The following is a 20,099-nucleotide window of genomic DNA, read 5'->3' as shown; positions in this document are numbered from 1 at the left end:
ACCTCGCTGACAGGCATTCGCCTTTGCTTGGTCCAACACAACCTAAACCATACTGAAAACCAACCGATGAATAACGAACTATTGGGACTGTCCTTCCTTGGCGAAATGCGTGGCAACGCTTCCGGAGAAACCTTCCAAGCGATAAACCCATCAACGGGCGAAGCGATCGAGCCCGCGTTCCACCAGTCCGATGCGTCCGATGTGAACAAGGCGTGTGAGTTAGCTTGGAATGCGTTTCTGGATTACCGCAACCGCCCGGACGGCGAACGAGCGACGTTCCTACGCACAATTGCTGACGAAATCGAAGCGATCGGCGACGCATTAACTCAGCGTGGAACAGCGGAAACCGGACTCCCGGCCGGACGCCTTCAAGGCGAACGCGGCCGTACGTGCGGTCAACTTCGATTGTTTGCGGACCTGATCGAGGACGGCAATTGGGTCCAACCTCGCATCGATAATCCAAATGCGGATCGCAAGCCGATCCCGAAGGTGGATCTGCGTTGCCAACTTCGAGCGTTGGGGCCAGTCGCGGTGTTTGGCGCTAGCAATTTCCCGCTTGCGTTTTCCGTTGCTGGCGGTGACACCGCTTCCGCACTTGCTGCGGGATGCCCCGTGATCGTCAAGGCTCACGAAGCACACCCTGGCGTTTCCGAGCTGGTTGCCGGCGCCATCACTCGAGCAGTTAAGAAGTGCGATCTTCCCGCTGGCGTGTTCTCGATGCTGTTCGACAGTGGTCACCAGGTCGGCAAAGCATTGGTCGCGCATCCGAAAGTGCAAGCGGTTGGATTTACCGGCAGTCGCACCGGAGGCTGTGCGTTAATGGAGATCGCAGCCAAGCGACCGGCGCCAATTCCGGTTTACGCTGAAATGAGCAGCATCAACCCAGTCGTCTTGTTACCAGCTGCCTTGGCTGAACAGACCGATTCGTTGGCCGAGGGTTTGCATGGTTCCGTAACGCTCGGCGCTGGCCAATTCTGCACCAACCCCGGACTTGTGTTCTTGCCTGCTGGGGACGCAGCAGACCGGTTCGCTGCATCGCTGGCCGAACGAATGAGCTCGGCGCCCAGTGCGACGATGCTGACGAAGGGCATTCGAGATGCGTTTGCGGAGGGCGTTGATCAACAAATCCGAAACGACAAGATCGAAAAGCTGGCGGGTGCGAAACTTCCTGGCGACGCCGATGCCTGCCAAGCACTCCCCCAATTGTTTCGTACAACGACGGCTGCGTTCCTTGCCGATCCACAAATGATGGACGAAGTTTTTGGTCCCTCAACGCTATTGGTCACCTACGAAAGTCGAGACGAGCTTCTGAAGGCGATCAACAGTCTGGAAGGTCAACTGACCGCGACCTTGCACGGAACCGATGCTGATTGGATCGAGGCCGCGGATCTGGTCGCGGCACTGGAATTGAAAGCAGGCAGGCTGGTCTTCAACGGATTCCCCACCGGCGTCGAGGTGTGTCACAGTATGGTACATGGTGGCCCGTTCCCCGCGACCTCGGACGGACGCAGCACAAGCGTCGGGTCGCTTGCGATCTATCGATTTACACGACCGGTTGCTTGGCAAAACTGTCCGGATGCTCTATTACCAGCCGCACTCGACCGGGTGAACTCACTGGGTCTAACGCGTTCGGAAGTCTAACGGGATGTGATCCAGGTCCACGCCAATCACGCTCCAACGAAGAGCGTTCGCGATCTGTTATCATGAGTCCGCGTGCAAAGTGGCGGCATGGATGATTCGCCCGTTGCGTCCACGAAATCCCTAGCTCCCCTGTCTCTAGCTCCCCTGCTCCCCCTTCTCGCCAACTCCTTCCGAACTTCATCAAGATTCCCCACTCATGCAACTGAACTTTGGCTTCATCGCAAAATCGCTGACTCTTTGCGTCCTCGCTATTCAGACGATCCAGCCGGTTATCGCAGCCGATGAAAACAACGCAGAGCCTGTTTACCCATTGGCGGTGGCTACAGACAAGAAAGATGTCTTCTGTGTTGACCTCAATCTACCGGGTGTCTGGAAGGCAGGCGAAACAACGGAATTGTTCGTGCAAGGCAGCCGACTGCTTCGCAAGCCGATGAATCGCCCACGCTGCATCGTCATGCATCCTGATGGCGGCATCCTAGTGGGCGATTCAGCAACTCGAGAAGTGTACCGAATCGAATCGGCGAATGCAGAGCCGGTCGGATTGAACGACGGCTATATCGGAATCCCGATGGCACTGGCGATTGATGCCAAGCAAGAGTGGCTGTATGTCGGCGACGCTGAAAAGCGAGCCACCTTTCGTTTGCCGATCGGCGGTGGGAAGCCCGAGCTGATTGCTCGCGTGAACGCTCGAGGTCTCGCGTTCGACGACGAAGGAAAACTATGGGCCGTTACGCCCGATGATACTGCCATTGTGCAAATTGACGTGGAAACCAAAGAAGTCAAACCCATCGTGACCGGTCGCCCGTTCCAGTACCCCAATGGTCTCGCATGGTCAGGCGATCATGGGTACGTCACGGACGGTTATGGGAAAGCGATTTGGAAAGTCAACGCTGATGGCTCGACCGAAAAATGGCATGAAGGGGAACCACTGATAGGCCCCGTCGGCATTGCGATCGGAGAAAACTCGCTGCTGGTCGCTGACCCCAAGCAAAAACAGGTTTACGAGTTTGACCTAAGCACGAAGGCCTTCAAGACTCGTCTTTAACTCACAATCCGTTCTTCGCTAACGAAGACTCGCTGGATCGAAACAAACTTCGATCGATGCGATCTCGCCACGACGACCAAATAGCGAAGCTGATTCAATCGGCGTCATTGCCAACTCGTCACGTCGGACTGATTCGCGATCGACTAAGTGAAGAGTCAATCGCTGCTGAGCACTACGCCGATAAACGATCGGCACCTGGCAAAGCGTCAACGCAAAACTATCGGCCGGAATCGGCATCACCACGCGGGTACCCTGCAAGTCGAAAAACTCGAGCTCCGATTCCTGATCTAAGAACTCGGACTCTTCGAAAAAGATCGGATCGAACGATACTTGGCCGTCTTCAATCCGAATCCCCAACTCGTCCCAACGTGACAGCACATCTTCTTTCACTTGGCCAGTCATCCCAGGTTGCTGAACGCCAGCACCCTGCGGAGTATGAGAGTACGGATCGGTAGGAAACGCTCCGTATTGCAGAGGCGTTTTCGTCAATCCGATCCCATCGCGGATTTCGCGGTAGTGTTCGTGCAAACGGTTAAGCACCACTTGACCACAAGCGTCTTTCCGCTGCCGCTCTTGGATACATTGTTCCATCACCGCCAAAGCCAGCTTCGAAACCATGTGCCAGTAAATAGAGCCCAGTCCTTCGTACCCAAAGAACGTTCCCGAGCGACCGGTGAAGTGTCGATGCTCGAACGTGGCCTCAAAAATTTCCAGTAGCAGATGCCGTTCCTGTTGCACCAACTCTCGATACTCATCGTCTGATTGCAATCGATCCAACGATTCTTCCAAGTCCGCTGCGTTTCTGAAATCACCGTCGAAGTGAACACCACCGTTAACATCCATGTGCACGACAGAACTATCCCCGCTATCAAGTAAGACTTGAATTAGCTCAGAACGGCGCACCTGCCCTGGATCAAGAAGATTCTTTTCCAAAAACCGTGGCAATTCACGGTCAGGGTACAACATGTAACTCTGTTGATCTTCACGGTAAATGTTGCTTTGCCGTAGTTCGTCGAGCAATTCGACGGCATCGGATCCTGACAACAATCCACTACTCAATGCAGCGACCTGCCCCTCCAGCATTTCATACAAGTGGCCGATAGAAGCTTGGTTCCCCTCCGGATGCATCAAATTGTACGAGTGATACAGACCATCGGGACGACGATTCAAACGGATCGTGTGGTCCACCATTTCACGAGCTTGACTGAACAGTTCGACAAGGTCGGCAAGCGCTACGTTTGATTTTTCGCCGGAGAAGCCATCGCGATACAATTGCAGGCGGTAGTCAGATCCTGCTGTCGCTAGCCCGTCCAGAATCTGCTTTCGTTGCTGGTCGTTGATCTCGCCGTCGAAGGCATCTCGATGCTCAACCAAAACCTTCTGGATTTGTTGAGCAAGCCCCCAAACGGCTTCCGATATCGATGCCGATCGTGGAATTGATTCGGTTTGATTTGAAAACCATTCGATCATGAAAGTGAGGTATCGCCGCAAGTAGCAAGCGGTCACGACCGATAGCCCGCGGCCTACCAACGCGTTATTAGCATCGTTCCATTCCGGACGCTGTGTGTTCATCCATACGCCGCCACCCGGTACAAAATTGGTCAGTTTGACCAGCGCCGGAACAAGAAGCTTTTCAACCAAGCCGACCCGATACGCCTGTCCGTCTGGTTCACCCAGAAGCTTTCCATCACCGCCGATCTGTTCAACACGCTCGGCAATCTTGGCTTCGAGTTCAGAATCGAAATCGATCGTCGATTGTGGGTCAGCCCAGATCTCTTGATAGGGCCGGATACGATAGGGAATATTCGCGTACACGCAGCTTTCGAGCGAAAGACTTCGGTCCATTGCTTCGGGAGTTAAAGCACGTCCGCGCTCTAGTAACTTCAACAAATAGATAATTTGATGATCGCCCCAGTAACCAATATTTGCCCAGGGGTTACCGGGTTCGGGCGACTCCCAATCGAACCCATCTTTCGTGATCCGATAGGGGTTGTAACCGTCTGCGGTAGACGCATTGACGAATCGGAAGACCATGCTGATCGCGTACTTCGGATAGGCAACCGCCAGCGCCTCCCAATTCTGAAAGATATCACGCCAATTGCCCTGGTAGCTCAAGTTGTCTGTTCCATCCTTGGATCGCAGGTCGATTGAAAACTTATTCCACGGGCGGGTCGGGTCCCCGTGGCGACGACTGAAGCAAAGCGGCAAATATTCAGAGACAATGCGGATCAGGTCCGCGTCGTTCGTATCTCCGATGATCGCTCGCAGTCCATCCAATCCGATTTTGTCCGGAAGGCGTCCGAGAAAAGCACTGTGTTTCTTCCAAACTTGACGATTGGCAAGTTCAATGTGTGTACACAGATCACTCGTCAGCACTTCATATCCGCTGGCCGGGATTCCGCCTCGCATCACATTGAACAGCACGTTGGATTGATGACGTTGGTTGCGTAATCGATCCGCTCCCGATTGACGACCGTCCGCAGAAGAAATGATCTTAAGCAATTGCTCCTCGGTATCCCGAATGTCCTTGTCGATTTCCGAGGCTACGTCAGTTTGGGACAACAACATTTGGTGCAGACCGACTACGTCGCTATGGTCGCAATTGACATTAGCAACTAGTTGCCAATCGATCTGGTTCTGCGGAGCAATTTCCAACAAGGATGAAACAAAATAGGCTCCGCGTCTGCCACGAGCATCAGTTTCGTTAACCAGCCGATCGCCATTTCGAACGCCTTCTATTTGTTGGCTGCTGATGGCGGTGGCCGGGTTCTCAAGCCCCTGTTGCCAAACGACGTTGGCATGCAACCCTTCGCTCGGCTCGGCGCGATCGGTGGGAATCGAGCTTAGATAGAAGAGGCCTAAAGATGACTCCTCCAGTCGCTCGCTCTTTTTGTACGCATCGCCTAAGTTGCTATACCGCAACTGAAAGTCCTGTCCCAATCGACTGGGTAAAACATTTTCCAATCCGTCGGTCACCTCAACGGTCTGGACGGAGTCGCTTAGGTTCACCAACTCGCAACTGCGGATAAATCCGAAACGCTCACCGAAACACCACCAATAGCGAAAAGCCAATTGCAAAGAATGGTTTACTTCCTCGAACAAAATCCGGCTACCAAACCAGTTTTTGTATAGATTCTGCGATCGCGAAGCCTCACGAATGGGATCGGCTGCGAACGGTTCCCAGAGCACGGATTCTCCGTTTGCTTGACAAACACGCAATAGAGTCTTGGGACCGCTAACGTCCGCGGTGTCCAGAATTTTGTCAGCCGAATAGTAAGGGAACAATGACGAATCCGGATTCTGCCGGCCCGCTGTCAAAGCACCGCGACTGGACACGAACATCCAATGATCACCTGAGCTAACCGCACTTATAAAGAACTCCGGCATCCGGTGGTTATTGGCGATCTTGTACCAAGTCGCACCTTCCATGGTCACGTATTGGCCCGTGACTGAAGCTGAGAAAGTGGGCTGAGTTTGAAGTTGGTGCATGATAAGGTTTTCGATAGAGAAATCGATTTTGCTGATCGTGGAATCGCTTTCAGTTTCAACGGATACTGAATGCGACTTCGTTTGTTGACTTACCGGATTGCGGCGATGATGAGATTGTCGTAACTGGTCGAAAAAGACGTCCGCACGTGATGCAATTGGGATCGCCTTCAGAACTACGCTTGGAATTTCCCAACTTGGAGATCGCGTTCAATTTGCTCCGAGAGCGGTTTGCTGATTCCGTAGAACATCAAACAAACCGCCGAGGCGAGCAGAAAGCCTGCCGGGATGAGGCTCATCATCATTCGCATGCCTTGCAGCGTGGTGTCGGATTGCATTTGCTCGACACCATCGATGGGCTGGGCGTATTGATAGAAACTCAACGCGAAGCCGGTCATCGCGGCTCCCACGGCGCAGCCCATCTTTTGTGAGAACGTCGCTGCGGCAAATACCAAGCCGGTTGCCCGCCGTCCGCTTCGCCATTCGGAATAGTCAGCCGTGTCCGCGTACATCGCCCACAACAACACCGGTACTGGACCGCCGATAAATGAGGCGACGACCTGCAAAACCAGCATCTCGGTGACCTGATCCGGTTCGAGAAAGAAGAACGCCGCTGTGATGATCGCAACACCAGCGTTCATGCCGATCATCAGTAGCTTCTTGCCAAAGATTCGGGTTAGCGTCTTGGTAAGCAGCATGCCCGCGATCGCGGCAAAGCTTCCAAGCACCCAAAACGTCGGTGCAATGCTGGCATCGCCACAGTAGTACTTGAAGTAGTACAAAATTGCACCGCCGCGGATGAACAAGCCAGATAGCTGCAACAGCCCAAATCCGAACAGGACCATCCAAGGGCGATTGGCCAAAAGATCGTTAAAGTCCAGCTCAAACGTGGACGCCTCCGACACGCCGGCGTATTTCCTTCTCGCGTACGCTCGGACGCACAACGAAAGCAAACTCAAGACGATGTACCCGGCCAAGATCGGCAGCAGCGTCTTTCTTTCAAACGCGGTCGCCAGACATGCCAACAACACCAACCCAAGCAGCATGACTTGGTGCAAGCGGATGCTGGATAAGACAAATTTGATGTCAGCTCGAAAGGTCGACTTTTCATCCGCGACGGGCTGAACGCGTTCTTTCGTCGTCGCAAACGTAATCAGAAACAGGACAACCGCAGCGATCGAGAACACCGCCATCGTCAGAAAGAAACCACGTTGTTCATTCAACACCACTTCTTTGGTAACACCATCGACGACCGTTGTTTCGGTTCCTCCGAAAAATGCCACCATCCCCAGAGTGCAGTACTGGACCACAATCCCGCCGCAAAATGCAGCGATGAACCGATAGGTTGAAACGCTGGTTCGCTCAATCGAATTCGCCGAGATCACTCCCATCAAGGCACCGTAGGGAATATTGATCGCGGTGTAGGCCATCATCACCAACGTGTAGGTGATGTAGGCGTAGACTAGCTTTCCGGTTTCCCCCAGATCCGGCGTGTAGAAGGTCATCATTCCGGTGATCGCAAAGGGAACTGACATCCACACCAAATAGGGCCGAAACCTTCCCCAAGTGGTTCGAGTTCGATCCGCCAAATAGCCGACTAAAGGATCATTGATCGCATCCCAAATACGGGTGACCAGCATCAGTGTCCCGGCCGACTTAGCCGTCAGGCCAAAAACGTCGGTATAGAAATAGATCAGAAAGAACTCGAACGTCTTCCAATAGAGATTGGACGCCGTATCACCGAGCCCGTATCCGACCTTTTCGCCAACACTCAATTGCTGGTCGTCCGGCGGGGGAGCGGTGGAATCGGCCCCGAGCGGCCCGAGATCTGGCTGTGAAGAAGGCTCTGAAGATGGAGGCACAGGAGACGAAGGCACTGCAGGGACCTTTGCGCGGCAAAGTAGGACTTCATGTGCGTCACGCTCTGCAACTGGTTGCAACCACGGGCCAGCTAACCGCCCCTGCACGCCCCTAAAGTACAAGCACCGCAACTCGACTGCAACCGGTTTCAAACTGAAGACGCTCAAAACGATCGTTTTCAGGTATTTTCCAGAATCTGTACTGCAACCGGTTGCAATCATCTTGCCTCGTGCGTACATTTACATGCAACCGGTTTCAAAGCTCTCTCAGCGTGCCAAGTCAATGAAGTCCACACCTACCACGATCAGCGACATCGCCGAACGAGCCAAAGTCTCCAAGAGCACCGTCTCACGAGTCCTCAACGACAAAGCTGTCGTCAACAAGCAAACTCGCCGGACCGTGCTCGAAGCGATGGAGTCGCTCGGCTACCAAGCAAACGTCTTCGCTCGCGGACTGGCCAGCGGACGTTCGATGACCGTCGGTGTTGTTACCCAAAAGATCGGCAGCCCCTTTTTCGACATGATGATGCAGGGCGTCATCCAAGGCTTTTCGGGAACCGGCTATTCGCCAATCTTCGTTGACGGCCAAATGGAAGATGTCACCGAATTTAACGTCATCCAAACCTTGCTCGGACGCAAAGTCGATGGCCTGGTACTGCTCGGCGGCGACCTATCGCAAGTCGACCTGAATGAACTGCGAAACCGAATCCCCACCATCGTGGTCGGCAAGGAAATCCCGGGTTGGAGCGACCAATGTGTCTACATCGACAATGTTCAAGGTGCTTACGACGCTACCAAACACCTGATCGACTTCGGTCATCGTGATATCGCAATCATCCGGGGCATCATGAACCACCAAGATGCCATCCGTCGCTTCGAAGGCTACTCCAAAGCATTGGCTGACGCGGGCATCCAGTTGGATCCGGAGTTGGTCCTCGAAGGCAATTTCACTGCTCAATCCGGAATCCTCGGCATCAACTCGCTGATCATGCGGGGCAAAACATTTTCCGCGGTGTTCTGTGCTAACGACATGGTCGCATACGGAGCTCGGCTGACACTTCAACGCAAAGGAATCCGTGTTCCCGAAGACGTCTCGCTTGTCGGTTTCGACGATCAAGCGGAGTCTGCATTTGTCACCCCTCCGTTGACGACCGTTCGCCAACCGGGCGCTGAAATGGGAGCCGTCGCCGCGAAGGCACTGGTAAGCATGATGGAAGGCAAACCTTATGACCTGCCAGTACTGCGTCCCGAACTTCAACACCGCGAGTCGGTCGCCAAGATCAACATGATCTAACGCAACGCTCATTTTTATTCCACTTCATTTAATTCGTTACTTTCTAAAGGGAGCATGCCCTATGAGCTCAACTTGATCGTTTACACGGCTTCGTCCCATCGACGAAAGTGAACTGACTCGCCGCAAGGCTACAGTCAGTCATTCTAAATCCCATCTCAATCGGAAACTTCTCTCCACACAATTTGTCTTCAAAAAGAGCACCCCATCATGCAACGTACAAATCAATCTAGAACAGGCTTCACGCTTGTCGAACTGCTGGTCGTGATCGCCATCATTGGCGTCCTAGTCGGTTTGCTTCTGCCCGCCGTCCAAGCCGCTCGTGAAGCCGCTCGACGTATGAGCTGCAGCAACAATTTCAAGCAAATCGGACTCGGCATTCATAACTATCATTCCGCATACAAACAACTTCCTCGTCAAAAGGGCGGCACCCAGGACCACTCGACGACATGGTGGGATCCATCGGACACCGCCAACCAACAACAAAACAGTTGGCTCGTCGGCCTGACACCTTTCATCGAGCAACAAGCTCTTTGGGAATCCATTTCGAACCCCAACGGCTACCAACTCAACGGCAGCCAGCTTGTAACACGAGCATCGCAAGGCGTGCCGAATTGGAACGCGATGGGCCCTAAACCCAGCAACGCAGCCTATCCGCCAGCAATGACGAACGTTCCGTCGTTCCGCTGCCCGTCGGATCCCGGTGTTGGACTTCCTTCCCATGGACGCACCAACTACGGCTGTAACTTGGGTGACTCGATGTTCAAATGCGAAACGGGTCCTGCTGAAGTGGCTCAGAACCTGAAGATTGAGTCGGACGATTCGGAAGCTGCTCGTGCAGGTTGCCGTGGGATGTTCGCCGCTCACACCACACTTCGTTTCCGCGATGTTCTTGATGGACTTGCCAACACGATCATGGCGGGTGAGATGAACACCGACCTGGGCGACCACGATGTCACCACCGACGGTGCCCGCAACCTGAACGGTGCCGGTACGCCGCCGATGACCAACCCAATGGCATGTGTCGACGCAAATCTATTGGATCCAACACGCCCTCAGTTCTGGGTTTCTGGAACCAACTCGATGACCAACACCGACTCGGCCTTCGGTCGTGGTTACCAGTGGATGAACGGCGAACAACTGTTCTCTGGCGTGATGACGATTCGTCCACCAAACTCGGAAGTCTGCTACGCCGGCGAATGGCCCGGACAAGAAGGCATCATCCCACCAAGCAGTCGCCACCAAGGTGGTGCTCACATTCTGATGGGTGACGGTGCGGTCAAGTTCATCACGGACTCGATTGAAGCTGGCGATCAACGCAACGGCCAAGTCGGCCTTGGCTTCAGCGGCAACCGTGCTCCTGGTTCGAAGAGCCCATACGGATTGTGGGGCTCATTAGGCACCCGTGCCTCCAAGGAAGTCATTCAGGAAGAACTCTAGGTCTTCCCTGAAAATGTCTTTGTCGCCCCGAGCAACGTCTGGTTCCTCGGGGCTGTCTTGCACCTCCTCACTAAAGCAAACTCGAAGATCCAGAATGACTCACGTAAGAACACAAATCTGCGGCCTCGCTCTTATCCTTGGTTCGATCTTGACGATCGGATGCGGTGATTCCGAAAGCATCCAAGCTGGCACAGCAGAAGAACAAGCCGCGCTCATTGCCCAGCAAGAAAAGACGCAAGCCGACTACGCTCAATCGATGTCGGAATCCTACAAGAAGGGTCGCTAGGAATTCGACACTCCGCTTAACCAAACTTCGGCGATACGATGCCGAATGGCCGTCAAGCGAAAGCGAATGAAGCTCACTACAGAGTGTCTAGGCACTGCGAGGAAAGTGAACTCCTTTCCAAAATTGCTTTGACTACCTGAAGTAGCTTGCGGCGGGCACAGCAAAACAATGCTATCAACTCTTCATGAGTTAAAGGATGGCCAGAATGCGACTCCGATTCGGGCAACGAACTCAACTCGCAACTTATCGCCATACTTTAGCATTGGCGGCCGCAACCTTGGCGATAATGTGCATTGTCGGATGCGACCACCACAACGAAGTGATCGTTTCGCCATCCACGGGCAGCTCGTCGACGCCGCTTCAGAGTTTTCGCTCTGCGGTTGGTCGAGGGGAATGGAGCCAGGCTTGGCAATTCTCCAAAGCGGTCCTGACTCAGCATTCCCAGGACGCAGAGACTCTGGCATCGGTTAGCCGAGTTGCCTACGAAGTCGGCGAGAAACAGACCGCGGCCGACCTAATGGTCGATGCCTGCCGAATTGATTCGTTCACGAACCAGTCGCGTTTAAGCCAAGCGACTGCAACCTTGCTTGCGGTTGGACGAGTCCATGATTGCATGGCGTTGTTCGAAGACATACTTCGCGAACAACCGCTGCGGCACGACATTCGTCGTAAGCTCTTCGACATGTGCTTGGGGATGGAAGATCGTCCACGGGCGATCCCCCATGGACAATTCTTGATTCGGCAACGACAGTTCGATCTCGCTTTGTTGTTGTCGATTAGTTCATCCGATTCTCGGACGGAAAGTCCCGACGCATTTGTGGAACTGGCCAAGCGAAATCCGAATGATGATCGCCCGCTAGTAGCTGCCGGTCGAGTGCAATTCGACCTTGGAAACTTTGATCAGGCAGCGTCTCTACTCATGCAATCGCTGCTCAACCATCCATCGCATCTCCCCTCGCTAGCGCTGCTAAGCCGCGTGCTAATTGAAGCAGGCAAAGACGCCGAATTCGCTTCACTCGCCGCAACAACGCCTCGTGGCATCGAAGAGCACCCCAGCTTTTGGATGGCGGCCGGAGACTGGTGTCATGAGCAAGGCGATTACCAGTCGGCGGCACGAGCTTATTGGGAAGCGGCGCAGCACGAACCAGATCACCGGTTGGCTTGGACAAAACTGAGTCGGACGCTAAGCCAAAGCATGCTCGACGACGACCAACAACCTACCGAACTGAGTGCGGCGGTTAGCGAACGAGCACAACTGCTGTCCCGGTTCAGCCAGTTGAAAGCCGAGTTTGTGAAGTCAGGAAGGTCCTCACGCTCCATCGCAATTGACCTCGCTCAAACGCTGCAATCGCTTGGCCAGTTATGGGAAGCCGAGGCATGGGCATCGATCGCTACAACACTGCCATCCAATCAATCTGATTCGGCAGATCGCGTCCGTGAATCCATCGTCGGATCGATGCAATCGGACACGCCGTGGTACCAAGTGCCGCATTTCAACAAGCTTCAAACGACTCTTGCGCAATTTCCGAAACCAACGATTAAAGTGAGGCAAGAAACCTCCGAGAGCAAGTCGAGCCGTTCTTTCGCAAGAATCGACAATTCCGCAAGCGTCGAACTTGTGAACGAAGCGAAATCACGAGGGCTCGCCTTTTTCGGACGAACCGGAAACAACCTGCAGCGTCCCGGAGTGATGCACTATCAAACCCTGGGGTGTGGTGGCGGGACGATTGACTTTGACCTGGATGGTTGGGGGGATCTGTATCTTGCCGCTGCCGGAGGAACACCGCTTCAACAAAACTCAGCATCTAACACGCTATGGCGAAATGTTGCTGGAAAGTTTGTCGATGTAACAACCGAGTCGCTCACCAACGACATAGGATTCGGCCAAGGCATCGCTGTCGGTGACGTCAACGAGGACGGTTTCCCCGACCTGCTTGCCATGAACTACGGACCCAACACGCTGCTGATCAACAATGGTGATGGAACCTTCACCGACGCAAGCAGCAACCTTGCTGAAGACCGCGGGCTATCGGAGTGGTCGACCAGCGGCGCGATAGCGGACTTGGATAGCGACGGCTTGGCTGACATTACAATCTTGACCTACGGTGCCGGACTCGATCCCGTCAATCGAGAGTGTCGACATGGCGCAAGTGATATCGCCCGAGCATGTTCGCCGTTGATCTTTGCTGCCGCAGCGGACCACTTTCTGCGTGGCACCGACGACGGTGTGTTCGTCGACTTAACGTCTCGGTGTGGTTCCCCATCCGTGGTCGGGCGCGGATTGGGTGTGACGATTGGCTCGTTTGATAGTTCCGTGGGACTCGACGTCTTTGTCGCGAACGACCTGACCAGCAATCACTACTGGAGTCAAAAGAATCCAGACGAATTTCGACTGAATGAATCTGCGATTCCTCGCGGCCTTGGTTCTGATGATCGCACATCGGCTCAAGGGTCGATGGGCATCGCCACAGGAGACTTTGACAATGACGGCGATGCTGACATTTATGTCACCAACTTCGATGGTGAAGCAAACACGTATCACGCACAAATCGGCCGCAATCTTTGGCAGGACGAAACGATCGGCCAGAACCTTTACTCTTCGACCTTACCCATGGTTGGATTCGGTACCCAGGGCATTGACCTGGATAACAACGGTTTCGCAGAATTGGTCGTGACGAACGGTAACATTGATGGCTACCCCGGTGAACAATACGCTCCCTACGCGCAACCAATGCAGGTCTTTCAGCGTCAGCGAAGCGGCAAGTTTGAATCAATCACCAACTCGATTGCTAGGCACTCTAAATCCACCGCCGACTATCTAAGCCAAGATCACATCGGTCGGGCTCTTTGGACATTGGACGTCAACCACGATGGTCTGACCGATTTCGCTGTGACCCATCAATCCGAACCGGTCGCCATTCTGGTGAACCAGACGCAAACGCCAGCAAGTTGGATTCAGTTCCGACTGGTCGGCCGAAAAGGCTCCCGGGACGCTATTGGTGCGACCGTTCAGATAACAACGGCTCAGCACTCATGGACTGCCTTCCAAACTGCGGGCGATGGCTATCTATGCAGCAATGAACGCACCCTTCACGTCGGACTCGGTGATCAGAAAGACGATTGCCGTGTCATCGTGACTTGGCCTGATGGACGCCAGCAAGCCCACGATCAACTCGCGTCGGGCAAAACTTGGTTGCTAACCGAGGACGATCCAGAAGCTTTTGAACTGGCTTACTAGAGCGTTTCAGAAAAGGATGTAGGCGGTGTCACCAGACTCCGGTGCTCTGAATTCTGTCGAATCCAGCTACAAAGACCAATCACGTAACGCCCCGAAAGTAGGCCGGATGAAGGAGGCTTTGCGACGCCCATCCGGCAATCGCGTGAATGCCGGAACGTCGCTGCGCTTGGTCCGGCCTACGAACCACAAACTGAATTCTGGCGAACCCAGCTACCGGGATCGGGCACGTCAAATCTCAAAATGCTCTAGGTTTTGTTAGTAGGCTGGGGTTGCTCGTGGCGGGGTGGAGAGTTCTTCTACGCGATTGAATGCGAATGGACTGGTTGCCTTCAGTTTCCTCGTCCACCGATGCTGAACTTTCGAGGCGGGTGAAACTTCTGCGATGCTTCACCGCCAAGCAACGAACCGGCGGCCAAGTGATGGCGGTCGGCTCGGGAAGGATACTGAGGTTCTCTGAACCTAATACATCGTCGAGGTATGGGCGGGAATCACTCCGCGTCGAGCAGTTCAAACTCCAGCATCTTGGCTTGTTTTGCAGCAGCATCGGCGGGCTTCCAGAACCAACCGTTCGTATCCCAACATTGTGCGAAGGATACCTTGTCGAGAATCGCTTGATAGGCCGCCATCGCCTCAGCATTCTTGCCATCCGCTTCCAAAGCTTGCCCCTTGATGAAGTAGCTCGTTCCAACATCATTTAATGCCCACATGGCCGATACGGCTTCTTTGTCCGACGTCGGAACCGGCTCGCTTAGACCTTCCTGCATCTTCACCGCCTCTTCGAGATACCGGTCGATGCATTCATCTGCGTAGGCGACCGTTTGTGAGTAATTCTTTTGCGCGAGCGCTTCCCACGCTTTCGTCGTTAGATGACTCGACGAGTAATCGCCGAAGTCGAGCTTACTTGCATCGGCGGGTTCAGCCGACACCGTGGTGGTGGCGGAAGCACCGGAGTCACCTACGGCAGCAGCTTGGGTAGTTGCTTCACCGTCGGCGACTCCAGTCGTGGCGTCTCCAGGTTGGCAGCCGGCACAAAGCAAAATGAACGAAAGTCCTAACGCGGTTTTCATCAGTTTTCTCGGGGATCAGAACAATGAAGTGTATGCGAGCTTCCGTTCTAAGCGACGGCTGCTTCGCCGACAATCTAAAAATGCAATTTTATGCACACAAAGTTATAATTCGCACAGTCAACGCTCAGTTTGATGTGTCGATTGTCTATTGAGCGAACGTGCTAATTTGACGGCGACGCGACTGTCGATCCTTCGCGAATTGCGCAATCCAGCATGACATGTTGGGCCGATCCGAAACGTTTAGAGACTAGCTCTTCGAGGCGTTTGCAACCAATCTGCCCGATTTCGTAATACGGGATCGAAACGGTCGTCAGCGGACTCGCCCATTCCGGCGGCTCGATCCCGTCGAAACCGGTTACCGAGACATCGTCGGGAGTCTTGATCCCGCGTTCGTTTAGGAACGCGATCAGCCCATACGCTTGGTGATCCGCCGCACATACCCAAGCGGTGACACCGAATCGAGTCCGTTCGAGCGCTCTTGCATAAGTCTGTTCCGCATCCAATCGCTCGCTCGGACGTACGTTCAACACGTCCGCCGGATCGATAAAGTTTCCCAACCGAGTCATCTCTTCCACGTAAGCCGAGTGCCGGCGCAGTGCCCAGTTCGCGTCGACGCCGTAATTGTGACTTAAAAAGCCAATCCGATGATGCCCGAGATCTGCTAAACGCCGTACCACAGCGGATATTCCGCGGTGATGGTCAACGTCGACGCAATTGATCGGCGTGCCGCTGTATTGTTCCACAAGCGAAACAACCGGCATCAATCGGTTCAGCTCGTCAACGATCTCCGGCGCGAATGGGTACACCATCATCACGCCGTCCCACTGCCTTTGTCGCAATGCGGCAATCTTCGCATAGCTCGGATCACTGAGTGCATTTTCTTGTGGCTTGACGAAGTGAACATCCAACTTCACACCACTCAACAATGCCTGATCGCTAACACCCGCGATCAACTTTTCACCGGGGCTCTCGTAGTCCGTACTCAGGTAGTCGTCGACCTCGGTGCAAACCAAAACGCCAAAATGGGTGAGCTTCGTCTTTTCTCGCCCCGATCCAGTCCGCGTCTCAAGATGGTTGTAGCCGAGTGCCGCGGCAAGCTTGAAAACCTTACCGCGAGTTTGCGGATTGATTCCCGGGTGGTTAGTGAAACAACGCGATACGGTCGCCCGCGAGATCTTTAGTTTGTCGGCGATCAGTTGCTGGTTAACGGGCTTGGGCATTTTCTGATTTGCAGCGAATACGAAAAAACAACAGTTGCACCAATGCAACTTTATGCACACAATGAGACGAAAGGAACACCTATCATGAAAAAACTTACTAAATCGTCGCTCGGATTTGTGGCCGGGCTACTGTGCATGAGCTTCACGATGACCGGAATGAACCAAGCCGCCGAGGTCACGATCGATAAAAACGAAGCGGGGCACCTGATCCTGAAACGTGCCGGCGAACCGTTCTTCATCCGCGGCGCCGGTGGCACCGACCATTTGACCGAATTGGTCGAAAACGGAGGAAACTCCATCCGAACCTGGGGCATCGAGTCACTCGACAAGAAAGTCGATGGCAAGCCGTTACTAGACCGCTGCGAAGAACTTGGCATCGCTGTCGCCGTGGGGCTTTGGATTGGACACGAGCGACATGGCTTTGATTACTCCGATCAAGCAGCCATCCAGAAACAGCGAGACATGGTCCGGCAAGCGGTCCGCAAACACAAGGATCACCCCGCAGTCTTGCTATGGGGTCTCGGCAATGAAATGGAGGGACCAAGCTCCGACGATGACGTTCCTCACATTTGGAAAGAACTCAACGAGTTAGCCGCAATCATCAAGGAAGAAGACGGCAAGCATCCCGTGATGACGGTGATCGCCGGAGCGTCAGGGAACAAGGTCCGTGGGATTCTAAAACACTATCCCAACATCGACATCCTGGGCGTAAACTCATACGCAGCGGCCTCATCGGCGGCGAGCGACATCAAAGCGGCTGGTTGGAAGAAGCCGTTTGTGCTTACCGAGTTCGGTCCTTCGGGCCACTGGGAAGTACCGCAAACATCGTGGGGTGCGGCCATTGAACCCACCAGTCGTAAGAAAGCAGCGAGCTATTACGTGACCCAGTCCATGCTGGTCGAGGATGCAACCGACATTTGCGTTGGCAGCTATTGTTTCCTGTGGGGTTTCAAGCAAGAAAAGACATCCACTTGGTATGGCATGTTTTTGGAATCCGGCGAGAAGCTTCCGCAAGTCGACGCGATGTGTCGTGCATGGACAGGAAAGTGGCCGGCAAATCGGTGCCCTCGGCTGACCAACTTTGAATCCGATTTGATTCAATCCACCGTGGGCCCCGGCGAAACGATTCGAGTTCACGTCGATGCCGCAGATCCAGAAGGTGATTCGCTGGAATGGACGTGGACGGTACAAGCTGAAACGACGGAACAGAGCGTAGGCGGGGACCGTGAATCCGTGCCGCCAACCTTCCCTGAGTGCATTGTCAAGTCCGATGGTGGTGACGCGGTCATTCGAACGCCAGCCAAACCCGGCAACTATCGTCTCTTCGTCGTTGTCAAAGACGGCAACGGTGGCGCCAGTGCAGAGAATCGCTGCTTCCGCGTAGAAGCGAACTAAGCGACTCGATTCACTCTCTGTTTCGGACTCGCGTCACTCGATCGCATCTTCAAGGTCGCTGGATACAGACCAATACTTTGAAGTGCGTTCGGCGTTGGCCTTGAACCTACGATTGCTCGGCGTCGTTTACGATGCCTTGTCCCTGGGTCAACGTGATCACGCGATCGATGCCTTCGATCGGGAACACTTCTTCGCTTCCGTCGGGCCAACGTACCGCCAAGGTTTCGGCCGAGGTGAACTCCCCCAGCCCGAACGTTAACTCCGGCTCACACTGACTTAAATAACTGCGGGTCGGCATCACGGTGCGAGCGATCGCGCGATCGCCGATCGTCAACGTCGCGACTGCACCGATCGCATCGCGATTGCATTCCGTCCCCACCAAACGCACTCGCAAGTAGTGATGCCCAGTCACTTGATCATTGCGAAAGACCACGGGTTCGCCGTGACTGGTTGAGATCACGACGTCAAGATCGCCGTCTTCATCAAAGTCACCATACGCTGCGCCCCGGCCCACGATCGGCGAATAGAAATCTTCTCCCACATTGGACTGGGGTACCAACACCAACTCGCTCTGTGCATCACGTCCAGCGTTCCAGAACAATTGCGGTGGTTGCTTGTATTGCTGACTCGCTTGTGTCTCGGAAATGTGTTCTTCAAGGTGCCCGTTGGCCCCCAAGACATCTAGTCGGCTATCCAAGTCCACGTCCAAGAAGAACAGTCCAAACGTCAATCCCTTGCGAGTAGGCGGCCCCAATCCGGTATACATCGCCGCATCAATGAATTGGACACGATCCGGCCGAGCCATGTAGAGCGCCGACGGCTCGTTAGCGAAATTGCCGATCCCAATCGCTAGCGTTCCATCATCTCGAAAACTAGCCGTATCGATCCCCATCGCACCGCGAGCGTTCCCCGTGCTGCGATCGAATGCAATTCCAGACAGCCGCCCGACTTCGGTGAATGTCCCATCCTTATTGTTCTGAAACAAGAAGTTTCGGACGGTGTCATTGGCCACAACCAAATCCATCCAACCGTCTGCATTAACGTCGACCGGAGCCACGCCCATCGCCTTGCCGAGTGGCACATCGGTGTCATCGTTCCGAATTTGAATCCCCGACTTCGCTGAAACATCCGCGAAGACGCCTTCACCTTCGTTATGATACAGATATGAAAACGAACCGCTGAACGCACGCGGCGGCCCATAAGCGCGGTTAACGCCGTCGAGCGTGAACTTTTGGCTGAGGTCCTCGTCTTTTGACCATGTCACGTAGTTGCAAACAAACAGATCCAGCAAACCGTCGTTGTCATAATCGAAGAAACCACAACTGGTGCTCCAAGCGTCCTCGGTTCCGCCGACGCCGGCATCACTCGTTACGTCAACGAATTGTCCCTCGTCATTCCGCAGCAATCGATTTTTGCCAACCGCTGACAGAAACACGTCGCTGTCACCGTCGTTGTCGTAATCCCCAACGGCGACACCCATTCCATACAGTTCCAAATCCAAACCTGCCTTTTTGGAAACGTCTGTGAACTGAAACTTTCCGTTTCCGGCAAACAATTTGCATGTCGATGGCGGAACCTCAGCCGAGCCCTGATCGTCCTCAGCCGTTTTCCATGGCCATCGCTGCGAGTTAACAAACAAGAGGTCGTCGTGCCCGTCGGCGTTAAAGTCCAGCACCGCGACGCCGCTTCCCATCGTCTCGGGCAGCAACCGCTCACCGTAGCGTCCTGATTCGTGCACAAAGTCGATACCGCTTTGGCTCGTGACATTCACCAGTGGCATCATCGGAATGACGGAGCCGTTTGTCTGGCGAATTTCCGGAAGCGTCACCGCGACTTCTGTCGATTGCTCGATCGGCTGATTGATACTTAGATACGCCAACACACCAGCGATCGGCAAACAAACCGCAGCCAAAACCACCAACGACCCACGTAATGCAGAACCGATGACGGCATCATTTTCAATGTCTTCGTCGATGACGTCGACGCTATCTGACGAATCGATTTGGGAAGGGCGGTTGGGCATGCATTTGCAAGGGGTTAGCGATGTCGACGCGTCGACGTGATCGTAAGGAAAAAGACCAAGCGAGATGGACGAGGCGAAATAGACGTAGCAAAGTTGGTGTGAAGATTC

General features: G+C 54.2%; 12 protein-coding genes. 7 read left to right on the top strand and 5 right to left on the bottom strand.

The window, feature by feature from the left end; translation table 11 throughout:
- Positions 1-66 precede the first annotated feature (66 nt).
- Positions 67-1,641, top strand: a complete 1,575-nt coding sequence (locus ACR3ZL_RS14595; RefSeq protein ID WP_486172723.1) for an aldehyde dehydrogenase (NADP(+)) — start codon at positions 67-69, stop codon at positions 1,639-1,641.
- 196 nt (positions 1,642-1,837) lie between these two features.
- Entirely contained in the window at positions 1,838-2,686 is an 849-nt protein-coding gene (locus ACR3ZL_RS14590; RefSeq protein ID WP_473652386.1) for an NHL repeat-containing protein, read from the top strand.
- A gap of 18 nt (positions 2,687-2,704) precedes the next feature.
- Here the strand turns inward: ACR3ZL_RS14590 and ACR3ZL_RS14585 are convergent, their stop codons facing one another.
- A complete protein-coding gene (locus tag ACR3ZL_RS14585) occupies positions 2,705-6,175 on the bottom strand; it encodes a hypothetical protein (protein ID WP_486172722.1) in 3,471 nt (1,156 codons plus the stop codon).
- Positions 6,176-6,348: 173 nt separating this feature from the next.
- Entirely contained in the window at positions 6,349-8,034 is a 1,686-nt protein-coding gene (locus ACR3ZL_RS14580; protein ID WP_473652390.1) for an MFS transporter, read from the bottom strand.
- Positions 8,035-8,314: 280 nt separating this feature from the next.
- Here ACR3ZL_RS14580 and ACR3ZL_RS14575 point away from each other — a divergent pair, with 280 nt between their 5' ends.
- From ACR3ZL_RS14575 to ACR3ZL_RS14560, 4 genes are all read left to right on the top strand, one after another.
- Positions 8,315-9,325 carry a LacI family DNA-binding transcriptional regulator gene (locus ACR3ZL_RS14575; RefSeq protein WP_473652391.1) on the top strand — a complete coding sequence of 337 codons (1,011 nt, stop codon included), beginning with the start codon at positions 8,315-8,317 and terminating at the stop codon, positions 9,323-9,325.
- Positions 9,326-9,532: 207 nt separating this feature from the next.
- A complete protein-coding gene (locus tag ACR3ZL_RS14570; RefSeq protein ID WP_473652392.1) occupies positions 9,533-10,762 on the top strand; it encodes a DUF1559 family PulG-like putative transporter in 1,230 nt (409 codons plus the stop codon).
- 94 nt (positions 10,763-10,856) lie between these two features.
- Positions 10,857-11,048, top strand: a complete 192-nt coding sequence (locus ACR3ZL_RS14565) for a hypothetical protein (protein WP_473652393.1) — start codon at positions 10,857-10,859, stop codon at positions 11,046-11,048.
- A gap of 205 nt (positions 11,049-11,253) precedes the next feature.
- Positions 11,254-14,286 carry an FG-GAP-like repeat-containing protein gene (locus ACR3ZL_RS14560; protein ID WP_486172721.1) on the top strand — a complete coding sequence of 1,011 codons (3,033 nt, stop codon included), beginning with the start codon at positions 11,254-11,256 and terminating at the stop codon, positions 14,284-14,286.
- Between the two features lie 488 nt (positions 14,287-14,774).
- On the opposite strand, the gene ACR3ZL_RS14555 is transcribed toward ACR3ZL_RS14560, so the two are convergent.
- Complete coding sequence (locus ACR3ZL_RS14555; protein WP_486172720.1) at positions 14,775-15,353, bottom strand: tetratricopeptide repeat protein; 579 nt, start codon at positions 15,351-15,353, stop codon at positions 14,775-14,777.
- Positions 15,354-15,514: 161 nt separating this feature from the next.
- The gene (locus ACR3ZL_RS14550) at positions 15,515-16,573 is read right to left on the bottom strand and encodes a LacI family DNA-binding transcriptional regulator (protein ID WP_473652397.1); all 1,059 of its coding nucleotides are present in this window, start codon (positions 16,571-16,573) and stop codon (positions 15,515-15,517) included.
- Between the two features lie 84 nt (positions 16,574-16,657).
- On the opposite strand from ACR3ZL_RS14550, the gene ACR3ZL_RS14545 reads away from it, so the two are divergent.
- Positions 16,658-17,968, top strand: a complete 1,311-nt coding sequence (locus ACR3ZL_RS14545; RefSeq protein WP_473652398.1) for a glycoside hydrolase family 2 TIM barrel-domain containing protein — start codon at positions 16,658-16,660, stop codon at positions 17,966-17,968.
- A gap of 106 nt (positions 17,969-18,074) precedes the next feature.
- Here the strand turns inward: ACR3ZL_RS14545 and ACR3ZL_RS14540 are convergent, their stop codons facing one another.
- Positions 18,075-19,991, bottom strand: a complete 1,917-nt coding sequence (locus ACR3ZL_RS14540) for a CRTAC1 family protein (RefSeq protein WP_473652399.1) — start codon at positions 19,989-19,991, stop codon at positions 18,075-18,077.
- Between the last annotated feature and the right edge of the window lie 108 nt (positions 19,992-20,099).

This window comes from Rhodopirellula sp. J20-39, from assembly GCF_057365095.1.
Note: the sequence above shows the minus strand (reverse complement) of the source record. Positions and strands in the feature narration are given on the sequence as shown.